At 45.1% G+C, this 13,433-nt stretch carries 9 protein-coding genes; 2 read left to right on the top strand and 7 right to left on the bottom strand.

What is annotated here, in order from left to right; all coding sequences use genetic code 11:
• Positions 1 to 79: 79 nt before the first annotated feature.
• The gene (gene glnS, locus SDEN_RS12525) at positions 80 to 1,750 is read left to right on the top strand and encodes a glutamine--tRNA ligase (RefSeq protein WP_011496844.1); all 1,671 of its coding nucleotides are present in this window, start codon (positions 80 to 82) and stop codon (positions 1,748 to 1,750) included.
• A gap of 95 nt (positions 1,751 to 1,845) precedes the next feature.
• Here the strand turns inward: glnS and SDEN_RS12520 are convergent, their stop codons facing one another.
• From SDEN_RS12520 to ackA, 4 genes are all read right to left on the bottom strand, one after another.
• Positions 1,846 to 2,442: a Yip1 family protein gene (locus tag SDEN_RS12520; protein ID WP_011496843.1), complete on the bottom strand. Its 597-nt coding sequence runs from the start codon at positions 2,440 to 2,442 to the stop codon at positions 1,846 to 1,848.
• Positions 2,443 to 3,102: 660 nt separating this feature from the next.
• The gene (locus tag SDEN_RS12515; protein WP_011496842.1) at positions 3,103 to 3,528 is read right to left on the bottom strand and encodes a hypothetical protein; all 426 of its coding nucleotides are present in this window, start codon (positions 3,526 to 3,528) and stop codon (positions 3,103 to 3,105) included.
• Between the two features lie 573 nt (positions 3,529 to 4,101).
• Positions 4,102 to 6,282: a phosphate acetyltransferase gene (gene pta, locus SDEN_RS12510; protein ID WP_011496841.1), complete on the bottom strand. Its 2,181-nt coding sequence runs from the start codon at positions 6,280 to 6,282 to the stop codon at positions 4,102 to 4,104.
• Positions 6,283 to 6,365: 83 nt separating this feature from the next.
• The gene (gene ackA / locus SDEN_RS12505) at positions 6,366 to 7,565 is read right to left on the bottom strand and encodes an acetate kinase (RefSeq protein WP_041405799.1); all 1,200 of its coding nucleotides are present in this window, start codon (positions 7,563 to 7,565) and stop codon (positions 6,366 to 6,368) included.
• A 179-nt stretch (positions 7,566 to 7,744) separates the two neighbouring features.
• Here ackA and yfbV point away from each other — a divergent pair, with 179 nt between their 5' ends.
• Positions 7,745 to 8,188 carry a terminus macrodomain insulation protein YfbV gene (gene yfbV / locus SDEN_RS12500; RefSeq protein WP_011496839.1) on the top strand — a complete coding sequence of 148 codons (444 nt, stop codon included), beginning with the start codon at positions 7,745 to 7,747 and terminating at the stop codon, positions 8,186 to 8,188.
• Between the two features lie 54 nt (positions 8,189 to 8,242).
• On the opposite strand, the gene pflA is transcribed toward yfbV, so the two are convergent.
• From pflA to SDEN_RS12485, 3 genes are all read right to left on the bottom strand, one after another.
• Positions 8,243 to 8,980 (bottom strand): pyruvate formate lyase 1-activating protein, encoded by a 738-nt coding sequence (pflA, locus tag SDEN_RS12495; protein ID WP_011496838.1) that lies wholly within the window; start codon positions 8,978 to 8,980, stop codon positions 8,243 to 8,245.
• Between the two features lie 88 nt (positions 8,981 to 9,068).
• Entirely contained in the window at positions 9,069 to 11,351 is a 2,283-nt protein-coding gene (gene pflB / locus SDEN_RS12490; RefSeq protein ID WP_011496837.1) for a formate C-acetyltransferase, read from the bottom strand.
• 382 nt (positions 11,352 to 11,733) lie between these two features.
• Positions 11,734 to 13,266 carry a DUF3360 family protein gene (locus tag SDEN_RS12485; RefSeq protein WP_011496836.1) on the bottom strand — a complete coding sequence of 511 codons (1,533 nt, stop codon included), beginning with the start codon at positions 13,264 to 13,266 and terminating at the stop codon, positions 11,734 to 11,736.
• Positions 13,267 to 13,433: the final 167 nt, after the last annotated feature.

Below are 13,433 nucleotides of genomic sequence, written 5' to 3'. Positions count from 1 at the left end.
TGATCAGTTGTAACTCTAGTTGATCTGTAGGATCATCTGTATCTTAAAAATTTTGCCATCTTAAGCTAAGAGGAATTCCATGAGCCATATGGACAGCGAAGTACGTCCAAGTAACTTCATTCGTAATATCATAGACGAAGACCTAGAAAGTGGTAAGCACACTCAAGTCCAGACTCGTTTTCCGCCAGAGCCTAATGGTTATTTGCATATAGGCCATGCTAAGTCTATTTGTTTGAACTTCGGCATTGCTAAAGATTATCAAGGTCAATGTAATTTACGTTTTGATGATACTAACCCTGAGAAAGAAGACATAGATTATGTGAATTCTATCCAGCAGGATGTGTCTTGGCTTGGTTTCCAATGGAGTGGTGATGTTCGTTACTCATCAAACTATTTCGATCAACTGCACGCCTATGCGGTGGAGTTGATTGAAAAAGGCCTAGCTTACGTGTGTTTCTTAAACGGCGAACAGACCCGTGAATATCGTGGCACGCTTAAAGAGCCGGGCAAGAATAGTCCTTACCGTGACACTCCGGCCGCTGAAAACTTAGCCTTATTTGAAAAAATGCGTAAGGGCGAGTTTAAAGAAGGTGAGTGCGCCCTGCGCGCTAAAATCGATATGGCATCACCTTTTATGTGCATGCGCGATCCGATTATTTATCGTATTCGCTTTGCTCACCATCATCAAACTGGTGATAAGTGGTGTATTTATCCTATGTACGACTTTACTCATTGTATTTCTGATGCAATTGAAAACATCACTCATTCAATCTGCACCTTGGAATTCCAAGACAACCGCAGACTCTACGATTGGGTATTAGACAATTTAAACGACTTCCAAGCACCTAACCGTACCCGCCAGTACGAGTTTTCTCGTTTAAATCTTGAATATACCTTGATGTCTAAGCGTAAACTTAACGATTTAGTCACACGTAAGTTAGTGACAGGTTGGGACGATCCACGTATGCCAACCATCGCAGGCCTTCGCCGCCGTGGTTATACCGCGGCCTCGATCCGTGAATTTTGTTTGCGCATAGGCGTGACCAAGCAAGATAACTTAGTCGAAGTGGGTATGTTAGATGCCTGTATTCGTGAAGAATTAAATGAATATGCGCCGCGTGCTATGGCTGTACTCAGACCGATTAAGGTCATCATTGAGAACTACCCCAACGCGACGCCTGAAATCATTAACGCTGCTGTACATCCAAATAAAGAAGACATGGGTACTCGTCAATTAGCCTTTGGCCGTGAACTCTTTATTGATGCAGAAGACTTTAAAGAAGAAGCCAATAAGCAGTTTAAACGTTTAGTCATGGGCAAAGAAGTACGTCTTCGTAATGCTTATGTGATTAAAGCCGAACGTTGTGATAAAGATGAGCAAGGCAATGTGACCACCATCTACTGTACGTATGATGCCGACACCTTGGGCAAAAATCCTGCAGATGGTCGTAAAGTGAAAGGCGTTATCCATTGGGTTGAAGCCAGCACAGCTGTTGCGGCAGAGTTTCGTTTGTATGACAGGTTATTTACTGAGACAAATCCAGCCGTGTTTGAGACTGTGGATGAAGTGCTTAATCCTAACTCATTAGTGGTGCTTCATGGGGTTGCTGAAGCTAACCTTAAGCATGCTAAAGCTGAACAAGCCTATCAGTTCGAACGGGAAGGTTACTTCTGCGCCGACAGTAAGGATTCAAGTTCGGATCGTTTAGTGTTTAACTTGACTGTGCCGCTACGGGATTCTTTCGCGTAGAGAGACTGTCAGTGTAAAAAGAAAAGGCGCCCTAGGCGCCTTTTTTGTTGAGATTTTTTTAACGTCTAGTTTCTTACTTGGGCCAGATAATTGTTTTATTGCAGCATAGGACCAAAGCCTAGGCTCCATAGGATCACACTCGAGCCCATCAAGGCAACAAGCAGAACAAGGCCTGCGGTAACCACAGAACTTGCGTAAATAAAGCCCTTCTCTTCTGGAATATTCATGATGATTGGCACCCCTGCATAGAGCAGATACACAGAGTAAGAAACGCCAACTAAACCAATAAGCATGATAAACCAGAGCACCGGATATAAAGCGGCAAACCCAACCATAAACAGCGGTGTCGCCGTGTAGGCTGCGAGCTCAAGTGCTTGTGTGTAAGTGGGGTTAGCATCGAAAGTATGGGCCATCCAGTAAGCAAGGTAAGCTAAGGCAAACACGCCGCCTAAGAGGCCAAAATACATGCCGACTGACATGAACATGGCACTTTGACTGGTCAGAAATAATAGTTCACCGACACCAGGATTCCAACCTATGTATACCGTGGCGATATAAGCGCATATTGCGGGAATAAGTGCGATAAGCAGTACATGGCTTAAGCTACTTTTAACCGCTTCGTGATTTTTTTCAATTGTATGCCACTCTTCTTTTGGATGAGTGTAGAGTCCCATTAAGTGATTCAATATCATTATAATTATCCTTTTTTAGCGTGAAACACTAAGCTCGACAATTGCTGTATAGAAATTTACAGCTTGTAAATCAATCACCCAATTTGGCCCTACGCATACTTAACTGTCTAAGTAATCACCTCATCCCAATTTGAAGTGTATCCAATTCAGGGGATTGTTATAGTTTATATATTGAACAAAAAAATAACTTCGTCAAGTACTAATAAATGAGATGTTGCTTTTATGTGAGTAAATAGGCTTAAGAAGGGCCTGTTTTTGAGGTTGTTTTTGTCTGACTTTCAGTTTATTTTGCCCAAAACCGCTTATTTGTTATATTTTTGCCTACAGAACTTACTGTTCTGAAAGTTTTGTGTAACTTGGCTGGGGTCTCAACCTTAAGCTTGTTATAATCGCCGCGAGTTAACCGATTGAACATTTTTTGGAGTATGTCAGTTCCGCAGAGAACAAAGTAAAGACAGCTCCTGTGCCCTACATAACACTGACTATGGAGTTAATATGGAAGTTCATGAATACGAAAGCGCTTATTACCAAGTGAAAGATGATGTGTTAGCGTCTTTACCAGCAAATGAAGAATAAGCAGAGTGAACGAGCATTAGCTCAATAAAATAAAAAAGCAGCTTAATTAAGCTGCTTTTTTATTAGTGTAATTTAGGCTTATTCCTAACCTTGCGTTTTGCCTTTTTCCGGCAAAATATCCACGATAATCCACGATTTACCGCGTTTATGCAGTCTAATGGTCCTGTCGTCAATCCAATGTTTCCCGCCTTTTAGTCCGACCATTTTTATGATTACAGTAACGTCATCGGTAAATTTTCGAAAAAAGTCGATATCTATTTCATCGATGGACATGGTGACGTCCGTCATCGACAGGCCTAATACATGACGTTGCACAGAGGCCGCAATATAATAATGTTCTAGTAATTCTTGCAGATCGGCATCTACGTATTGTTTGGCTTTTTGCACGTCACGGTCAACGTAAATGGCGGTGAAAAAACCCAGTGAGACGGCTTCTGGGGAGAGTTGAACCTCTTCGACTTGCTCGCAAGCTTGCAGCAAAAAAAACAATATGATGATAATTCTGTACATAGATATGTTCTTATTTAAATGAGCAGATTGGGATTGGGTTCCGTTCAACCTCAAGGTTTTTTTGCAGTTGTTACGGGCTAAATTGACCTAAGCCAATGGTGTCACTGTGTTAGTATCCAGATTTCCACAGGCTATAGCAAGTTATGCCCACGAAATACGAGCTCTTTTGCATATAATGTTTGCACTTAAGTATTAAATCGATCATTTGTAGATTGACTTAAGATACAATTAATGACATACATGGATGAAGGCAAGGTAGACACCTTAAGCCTTGGCTCTGAATGGCTAATGTTATCCACAGAATCTGTGGACAAGTGTGTTGAATACTAATAACAACTTATCTAAGTTGATGTTATCTCTTTGATTTATTTTTTGGTTAATTTTTACCACCCCAAGTTTCCGCACAATTTATCTACCCATTTTTAATCAGTAAACTGTATTCCTTGTCCTAATAGAAGCATCATCTCAGCATTTAAAAAAAGCACTGCAATGCAGTGCTTTTTGATGTCATCAGAAATATTTTTAAAGTGTATTTTTCCGGTAAAAATGAGCAACTCTAGGGCTATGTTTAGGTTAATTTTTAGATAATGGCTTGACGTCCAAGACTAATTTAGCTTCATTTTGCGCCGCTTGAATGGCTGTTAAGGCGATAGTGTAGACAATGTCATCCACTAATGCGCCCCGTGATAAGTCATTCACAGGTTTTCGCATGCCCTGAAGCATAGGGCCTATGCTAATTAAATCTGCACTACGTTGCACCGCTTTATAGGTGGTATTGCCTGTATTCAAGTCTGGGAATACAAATACCGTGGCTTTACCTGCTACGGGGCTGTCTGGTGCTTTAGACCGCGCCACATTTGGCATCACGGCGGCATCATATTGCAGTGGGCCATCGATAATTAAATCTGGGCGTTTCTCTTTTGCAATCCGGGTGGCTTCACGGACTTTATCCACATCTGAGCCTGTGCCTGAATTACCCGTTGAATAACTTATCATGGCAACTCTAGGCTCAATACCGAAGGCTTTGGCGGATTCTGCCGATTGTATGGCGATATCGGCAAGTTGCTCGGCATTGGGATCGGGATTAATGGCACAATCACCGTAAACCAAAACTTGATCTGGCATCAACATAAAGAAGATGGAAGACACTAAGCTCGAACCTGGCGCCGTTTTAATTAACTGCAGTGGTGGGCGAATAGTGTTTGCAGTGGTATTGATGGCGCCAGAGACGATACCGTCAACTTCATCTTGCGCTAGCATCATGGTGCCGAGCACCATATTGTCTTCTAATTGCTCCTTGGCGACCACCTCAGTTAGCCCTTTGCCTTTACGCAGTTGCAGCATAGGTGCCACGTAGTTATCTCGAACGTTTATGGGATCGATTATCTCTATCCCATCACCTAAGATTAAATCCTGCAATGAGGCTAAACGCTCAATTTCTTCTTTGTTACCCAAGAGCACACATTTGGCAATGCCGCGTTCGGCGCAAATAGAGGCGGCCTTGATGGTTCTAGGTTCTTCACCTTCAGGCAGTACTATGGTCTTTTTCGCGGCTCTGGCAAGTTCTGTCAGCTTGTAGCGGAAGGCTGGCGGTGACAGTCTGTGCTCACGAGGCGAATCTTGGGTGACACTTTCTATCCAATTTTGATCTATGTGGCTGGCGACAAACTCCTGCACTTTCTCGATGCGAACGGCGTCATCCACTGGGACTTCATGATCAAAACGCTGAATGTTTAATGAAGTTTGCCAAGTGTTGGTATCGATAAGAAACACTGGCAGGCCAGTTTCAAAGGCTTGCTCGCATAACTTCATGATTTCGGGCTCGGGCTGATAGCCTCCAGTGAGCAATAAAGCACCGACTTTGACACCATTCATAGCTGCAAGGCAGGCAGACACTATCACATCGGAGCGATCCCCAGAGGTCACCAGTAAGGAGTTGGTTTTAATGTGAGTCACCATATTGGGGATACTTCGGGCACAGAAGGTGACTTTACGCATACGGCGTGTGTCCATTTCACCGGCATTGATGATGCGGGCATTTAAATGCTTAGCCAGATCTGAGGCCCGTGGCGACACCAGATCTAGGTTGTATGGCACGCTACCTAAAATACGCAGTGGGCTCTTACCTGGTAGCTGAAACATACCGGCTGTATCGGAATGCTTCACTCCTTGATGATCAAAGACTTCTGATAAATCGGGTCTGGCACGGCCTTCTTCATCTACTGGCGCCCCTATCTTGTTGATGATGGCGCCAATTAAGCGCTTATTCTTATTACCCCCCCATGAGTTATAGGCAATCTCCAAGCGATTCATTAGGCCGTTGGCCGTATCATTGCCTGGGGTTGCGATAAACACCACATCGGCATCCAGGGCTTTGGCAATTTCATAGTTAATATCATCAGAAAAAGGGTGTGAGCGCGTCGGCACTAGCCCTTCAATGACTATGATTTCCGTGTTACTGGCACACTCTGCGGCCCTTGCAATAATTTGCTCCATCAATACATCGGTTTGCTCGGCGCGAATTAAATTTTCAGCATGATGCATGGAGAAAGGTTCAAGGGGATTCACCGAGGGGGATTGGCTCAAAATGGTGGTTGAGCGTTCGGGACCTTTATCGCCAGTGCGTATTTGGGCTATGGGCTTAAAGAACTGTACCTTAACCCCTTTACGTTCCAAGGCGCGAACCATACCTAAGCTTAAGGAGGTTAAACCCACTCCTGTGCCTGTTGGGATCAGCATAATATTACGTGACATGAAAACCTCTATTGCTTAATTTTGACTGTTAAAATTGACCGTTTGCGTCAATGGATCACAGATGATGTTTACCAGCCAAATATTTATGCCGTGACTAATTTCATGGCATCTTCTGCGATAACCCATTCTTCATTGGTGGGGATCACTATGGCCAAAGGACTGCCCGTTTTACTGATTATGCCTTGCTTGCCAAAACGGGCGGCTTTGTTTAATTCACTATCGACGCTGAAATTAAAAATACCCAATAAATTAAGCACTTTTTCACGAATAAGATCTGAATTCTCACCAATCCCACCGGTAAAAATCACCGCATCTAAACGGCCCAATGGCACAGTATAAGCGGCAATGTACTTGGCTAAACGGTAGCAGAAGATTTCCAGCGCTAAGGTGGCGCCTTTGTGGCCATCTTGATAGCCTTGTTCAATACCGCGGCAATCGTTGGTGAGCTCTGAAATCCCCAACAAGCCACTTTGTTTATTGAGCAAGTTATTGACTTCATCTAAGGTGTAGCCAAGTTGTTTAACAAGATGATAGATGATAGATGGGTCAAGATCGCCGCAGCGAGTGCCCATGACTAAACCCTCAAGTGGGGTTAAGCCCATAGACGTGTCTACGCTCTTGCCGCCTTTGATGGCAGTGACTGAGGCGCCATTGCCTAAGTGGGCGCAGATAACATTGGTGTCACTAATGTCTTTACCCATTATTTTGGCGGCTTCACGGCTAACGTATAAGTGACTGGTGCCATGCATGCCATAACGGCGAATACCATGCTCGCGATAAAGCTTGTATGGCAGGGCGTACACATAGGCTTTTTCTGGCATGCTTTGATGAAATGCGGTATCGAACACGGCCACTTGAGGCAGTGTCGGGAAGGAGGCCATGGCGGCGCGAATACCAATCAAGTGAGCAGGGTTATGCAGCGGCGCCAGTGACGCGCAATCTTCGATGCCTTGGATAACGTCATCATTGATAATAACCGAGCGGGTAAATTTCTCACCGCCATGGACGATACGATGACCGATGGCATGGATTTTTGCTGCAAGCTCAGGCTGAGCCGCGAGGATTTTATTAACGATAAACTCCACCGCTTCTCTGTGTGCAGTAAAGGCGCCGAGTCTTGCCTCTGATTTTTCACCGTTAAACTTCCATTTAATCCGCGAGTCTTCTAAGCCAAAACACTCAGCAAGGCCTGAGATATGGTCGTCACCAGTTAGGGCATCGATGACAGCAAATTTTAATGATGAGCTGCCGCAATTAAGCACGAGTACTAATTTATCTGACATATTTACGCCTTCTGAAATAGATAGTTTAAAATTGAAAATCATTGATTAATTTATAAAAGAATTCTTATTCATTGCTCCACAAACCTGTCCTTGTCCCTCTTGCCTTAGCTTGAGCATTTGGGGCTATTCCTAGAGCTATGCTATTGTAATGCTATGGTTCGCAACTAGGGTGACCTTGATTGAGTCTTTCTTCCCTTAAGCTGTTAGGCGATGGTCGCCGTTACATGAAAACTTGGCCCCTGGTCAAACAATTGGGGTTTTACTTCCCCGAATACCGTGTGGTAAAAGCCACACAATTAGCACTGAACATCTTGCCGTTACTTGCTGTTTTAATTGCATGTTCCCAAGTCTACCTTCTTGGTTGGGATTTCCTGCCTCAAGCCATCGCTATGCTACTGTTTATCATTAGTTTACCTATTCAGGGTTTACTCTGGCTAGGTTGGCGTGCTCGTCATCCACTGCCATTAAGCTTATTCGATTGGGGCAATCAACTGAGTGATAAACTCATCGCCATGGGCATTGCCTGTAAACCCTTGGGCGCTAAAGCCTGTTATCTGGACATGGCTCAAATCCTGAAATTGGCGTTTGAACGCTTAGATAGTCATTACTGGGAACAATTATAAATCAGCTTATGCTTAACTGAGGCTAAATTTACCTAAGTCATGACTTGATACTGACTAATAACTGGCATTAATTCCTCGCGCGTTAAAGACACCGCAGATCCTTTCCATGGTCTCCTTACTTGGCGGACTGACATGGGATAAGCTGTAGCTTTCCCCAAATGCTTGCCATTTATGGGCACCTAGCTGGTGGTAAGGCAGTAACTCTACTTTTTCAACATTCGTCATGGGCTTGATAAAGTCAGCCAATGCGATGGCTGAGGCTTCATCGGCGGTAAAACCATCGATAACCACGTAGCGGATCCAGGTTTTTTGGCCGCGTTTAGCTAAATATTGAGCAAACTCTAAGGTGCGCTGGTTACTTACCTTAGTTAGCGCTATGTGTTTATCATCAAACATTTGCTTGATATCCAGCAGCACTAAGTCTGTGTTATCCAGCAATTCGTCGATGATTGGGATGTATTTACGCACAAAACCATTGGTGTCTAAGCAAGTATGGATGTGATTGTCTTTACAGGCTTTAAATAATTCAGCCACAAATTCAGCTTGCAGTATGGCTTCGCCGCCGCTTGCGGTAACACCGCCGTTACTGGCGTCTAAAAATGGCTTGTAGTCGATGATTTTGGCCATAAGTTCAGCCACGGAGACTCGGGTTCCACCGTCCAGATCCCAGCTGTCGCGATTGTGACAATATTGGCAGCGCATCAGGCAACCTTGCATAAAGGCAATAAAGCGTATGCCTGGCCCATCGACTGTGCCAAAGGACTCGGTTGAATGTATTCGACCTAATGTCATATTGAAGGTGTTCCCACAGATTAAAACAAAGCGCTGCACTCAATGAAAAGCCGCACTTAATGAAAAGTGCAGCTCATTTTAACAGTTTCTACAAGCCTTGGGTGAAGGTTCGAGTGACTACATCTTGTTGCTGCTCTGTGGTTAATGAATTAAACCTCACCGCATAGCCAGACACGCGAATGGTAAGCTGAGGGTACTTGTCAGGATGAGCAATAGCATCGACTAGCATTTCTCGGTTCATCACATTGACGTTTAAGTGTTGCCCACCTTCACGACTGGGGCCACTGCTAAAGTAGCCATCCATCAAGGCGGCTAAGTTGACACTGCGGCCAGCATCATCTTTTCCTAAGGCATTGGGTACGATTGAGAAGGTATAAGAAATACCATCTTGAGCGTGAGCAAAAGGCAGTTTTGCAACCGATGTTAGTGAGGCAATGGCTCCATTCTCATCTCGGCCATGCATAGGGTTCGCCCCTGGGGCAAAAGGCGCGCCTGAGCGGCGACCATCTGGCGTATTGCCGGTTTTTTTACCATAAACGACGTTTGAGGTGATGGTTAAAATTGACTGGGTTGGTATGGCATTGCGATACATTTTCTTATCACGAATTTTCGCCATAAAACGTTCAACTAAGTCACACGCTATGTCATCGACTCTGGCATCGTTATTACCAAATTTTGGATAATCCCCTTGAATATCAAAATCGATGGCGATGCCGTTCTCATCACGAATGGGCTTCACTTGGGCATATTTTATAGCCGATAAGGAGTCAGCTGCGATGGACAAACCTGCGATACCGCATGCCATGGTGCGGCGCACATCCCTGTCGTGAAGTGCCATTAATGCCGCTTCATAAGCGTATTTATCGTGCATGTAGTGGATTGAGTTCAGTGCTGTGACATATTGAGTGGCTAACCACTCCATTAAGTTGTCTAAGCGGGTCATCACATCATCGAAATCGAGCACATCTGTTGAGATAGGTGCCGTTTTTGGCGCCACTTGAATGTTAAGTTTTTCATCCACGCCGCCGTTAATGGCATATAGCATGGTCTTGGCTAAGTTTGCTCGCGCGCCGAAAAATTGCATATGTTTACCCACTATCATAGGGCTTACACAGCAGGCGATAGCATAATCATCTGAGTCGAAATCAGGACGCATGAGATCATCGTTTTCATATTGAATTGAGCTAGTGTCAATCGACACCTTAGCGCAATAGTTTTTGAAAGCCTGTGGCAGTTTTTTCGACCAAAGTACGGTGATGTTTGGCTCAGGGCTTGGGCCCATGTTGTACAAGCTATGCAGGAAACGAAAGCTTGATTTGGTCACAAGGGTTCGGCCATCAAGTCCCATGCCGCCGATTGATTCGGTTGCCCAAATTGGATCGCCAGAGAATAGCTCATCGTATTCAGGGGTGCGTAAGAAGCGCACCATACGCAGTTTCATCACGAAATGATCAAGCATTTCTTGAGCTTGTTGCTCTGTAATGATGCCGTTTTTAAGATCGCGCTCGATGAAAATATCGAGGAAACTTGAGGTGCGCCCTAATGACATGGCAGCACCATTTTGGCTCTTAACCGCAGCTAAATAACCGAAATAGGTCCACTGAATGGCCTGTTGCGCGGTTACCGCTGGCACTGAAATATCGAAACCGTAAGTGCTTGCCATCTGCTTCATTTGTGCAAGCGCACGGTACTGCTCAGAGATTTCTTCCCTTAATTGAATCACTGCAGATAAGTCTTCACCTGCTTCAAACTGTGCTTGTAAGGAGGTGAATTGGCCGAGCTTGTCTTGCATCAAGTAGTCGATACCGTAAAGCGCGATACGGCGGTAATCACCAATAATACGACCACGGCCATAAGCATCGGGTAGACCGGTTAATACCCCGGATTTCCGACAGGCCATGATTTCAGGGGTGTAGACATCGAATACTCCCTGATTGTGGGTTTTGCGAAGTTCGGAATAGATATAGTTGATATCAGTATTGAGCTCACGGCCATAGGCTTTGCATGAGCTTTCAACCATGCGAATGCCGCCATTAGGTAGCATGGCACGTTTAAGTGGCGCTTCGGTTTGCAAGCCGACTATGGTCTCTAAATCTTGATTAATGTAGCCCGCAGCATGGGAGGTAATGGTGGATACCTTATCGGTATCAAAATCCACCGGAGCATGGGTTGAATTTTCAAGCTTAATGCCTTCCATGACCTGGTCCCATAACTGGGTGGTGGCCTCGGTAGCATCGGCTAAAAATTCATCATTGCCTTCATAGGGAGTGTAGTTTTGCTGTATGAAGTCGCGGACATTGACTTGAGTCTTCCAATTGCCGGCACTAAAACCTTCCCATGCCTTGGCGAATACTGTGGTGTTGTCTGTCATCTGCTAACCCTCTGGTTGATTTACAGCGGATGCCTAGTCATTTCAATGGACTGAAACTGAACATGAGGCAAACCGTAAAGTTTTAGAATACTGTTGCCTAGGGCGTGTCACTAGGCAGGTGAGTGCGGCTACTCTTAAAGTTAATCTTTATTGGTAAGACCAATTAACCATGAAAAAATATTAGCATAACTAGAGAAGGCTGACACGAGGAAACGTTTAGCGATAGCCGACTAAACCTTGAAACTGTTAACTGGCTAGCAAAATGGTGAAAAAGCGTAAATAAAGCAGCGTAAAAACACAGTGTAAACGAGGAAAAATTTGCGCTAAATAAAAAAGCAGCGAAACCCAAAAAGTTTCACTGCTTTTCCAAAGTAATATTGATTTATAGCAACGCTGGAATACCTTCTATCATGCCAACCGCCAGCATGGCTGCAAGGCAAGTGATAAAAGCAAGTCCAGGGAACACTATGCGATCGGCAAAAGAAAGGCTTTTAGGTCTTTCCTTATCGCCGATTAAGCCATTGTTATCCAAAAGCATAGTCAAAGCCCAAGCGAGCACGGGGTTGGCAACGAAGGCGGCAAATATACAAATACCGGCGGCTTGGCTGCTGGTGGTGTCTTTCACCATTTGCAGCCCAGCTTCAAGTAATGGCAGAAATACCCCAACCAGGAGCGCGATTGACATGACAGGGCGCCACACTGTGACATCCATAGGGTAGCCTATGATGGCAACGATAATGCATAAGCCACCTAAGAGTATGGCGCCCGCGGGGATAGGGCGCTTAGCGATGGCTGCTGGGATCATATAGGTCCCCCAGGAAGAGGTAACATTACCGCCGCCAACAGCGGTGCCGACGATTTGTCTGATTGAACAAGTCGTCATAGTATCATCAACATCCATCAGCACTTTCTCAGCCCCTTTGGGGTAGTTAAGCTCTTGGAAAATACGGTGCCCCAAGAAGTCCGGTGACCACATGGCCACGGCTAAAATGGCAAAGGGCAGAGAGGCAATAAAGTGGGCGGCATTGGGTAAGCCTAGCATCCAACCTTGCTCGGTTGAGCCCCACCAATAGACAGGATTGAGATTTGGGATCCCTGGCGCCGTGGTGAATTGCAAATCAAGCCCGGCGCCAAGCGCAAATGCTAATGCGATAGCTGTGACAGAGCAAAGTGGGATAGCAAGCCAGCGTTTACCGTATTTGGCCAGCGCCGCATAGAGAATGACATTCACTAGCAAGATGGCAAAGGCCACGTACCCTAAGGAGTAATCTAGGCTGTGTTTAGTTTGCAAACCACCGGCCCAATCAAACAAAGAGCTTATTTGACTCTTGGCCCCCATAAAGCCCAGAAAGACCAATAAACCGCCGGCGACCCCACTGCTGGTGAGATTAACAAGTTTAGATCCCCCTTTAAAATAGCTAAGGATAAGCCCGAATATACCTATTAATATGGCCAGTGCTAATGGATGAGCCCCCGCAAGGGCTATGGTGCCAATAAGCGGGATCATAGGGCCATGGTTGCCACCTAAGTTAGCCCTAGGGTTAATAAAGCCTGAGCTAATAATGCAAAACAGCAGTGCTGGAATGAGCATTTCCACTCGGACAATTTGAATGGCGAATTCGGCGCCTAAGTTAACATGTTGCCATTTCTCGCTAAGGCCCGCCGCCCATGCGGCCATCACGGCCGAGTACATCACAGTGATCCCTATGGTGCCAGCAATAGCGGGGACTAGATCTTCCCACTCGAAGCGAAAATCACGCCCAGGAAGGTTTATGCCCCAGCGCCGTGGTTGCATGATTTTTAGCTCGTGCTCTAAATAATCCTTGCGGCTGACAAACTCACGGGCGGGTCGATGAAGTTCATTGTAACTTGGGGTTGCAGTCACATTTTCTGAATTACTGATGGTATCTGACATTGTTTCTCATTCTCCGAGAAGAAGATGTAATGCCATCATTATGATAATGATGGTGTTTTCCATTAATCAAACCTCGACCATCCTGGTACTTGTTGTTTTAGGGACTATTCATTAGTTTGCATAGGCGAATAGGAGCCTTGGTGGCTAAACATTGCCCTGCGCTTATT

This window comes from Shewanella denitrificans OS217 (assembly GCF_000013765.1).
GTDB lineage: Bacteria > Pseudomonadota > Gammaproteobacteria > Enterobacterales > Shewanellaceae > Shewanella > Shewanella denitrificans.
This window is presented reverse-complemented; position numbering and strand designations above follow the sequence as displayed.

What these genes read in the sequence shown, in the direction of transcription:
- pflA (WP_011496838.1), bottom strand. Translation starts at nt 8,980, where the DNA reads ATGACATTAGGTCGAATACATTCAACCGAGTCCTTTGGCACAGTCGAT.
- pflB (WP_011496837.1), bottom strand. Translation starts at nt 11,351, where the DNA reads ATGACAGACAACACCACAGTATTCGCCAAGGCATGGGAAGGTTTTAGT.
- glnS (WP_011496844.1), top strand. Translation starts at nt 80, where the DNA reads ATGAGCCATATGGACAGCGAAGTACGTCCAAGTAACTTCATTCGTAAT.
- SDEN_RS12485 (WP_011496836.1), bottom strand. Translation starts at nt 13,266, where the DNA reads ATGTCAGATACCATCAGTAATTCAGAAAATGTGACTGCAACCCCAAGT.
- ackA (WP_041405799.1), bottom strand. Translation starts at nt 7,565, where the DNA reads ATGTCAGATAAATTAGTACTCGTGCTTAATTGCGGCAGCTCATCATTA.
- SDEN_RS12515 (WP_011496842.1), bottom strand. Translation starts at nt 3,528, where the DNA reads ATGTACAGAATTATCATCATATTGTTTTTTTTGCTGCAAGCTTGCGAG.
- pta (WP_011496841.1), bottom strand. Translation starts at nt 6,282, where the DNA reads ATGTCACGTAATATTATGCTGATCCCAACAGGCACAGGAGTGGGTTTA.
- SDEN_RS12520 (WP_011496843.1), bottom strand. Translation starts at nt 2,442, where the DNA reads ATGATATTGAATCACTTAATGGGACTCTACACTCATCCAAAAGAAGAG.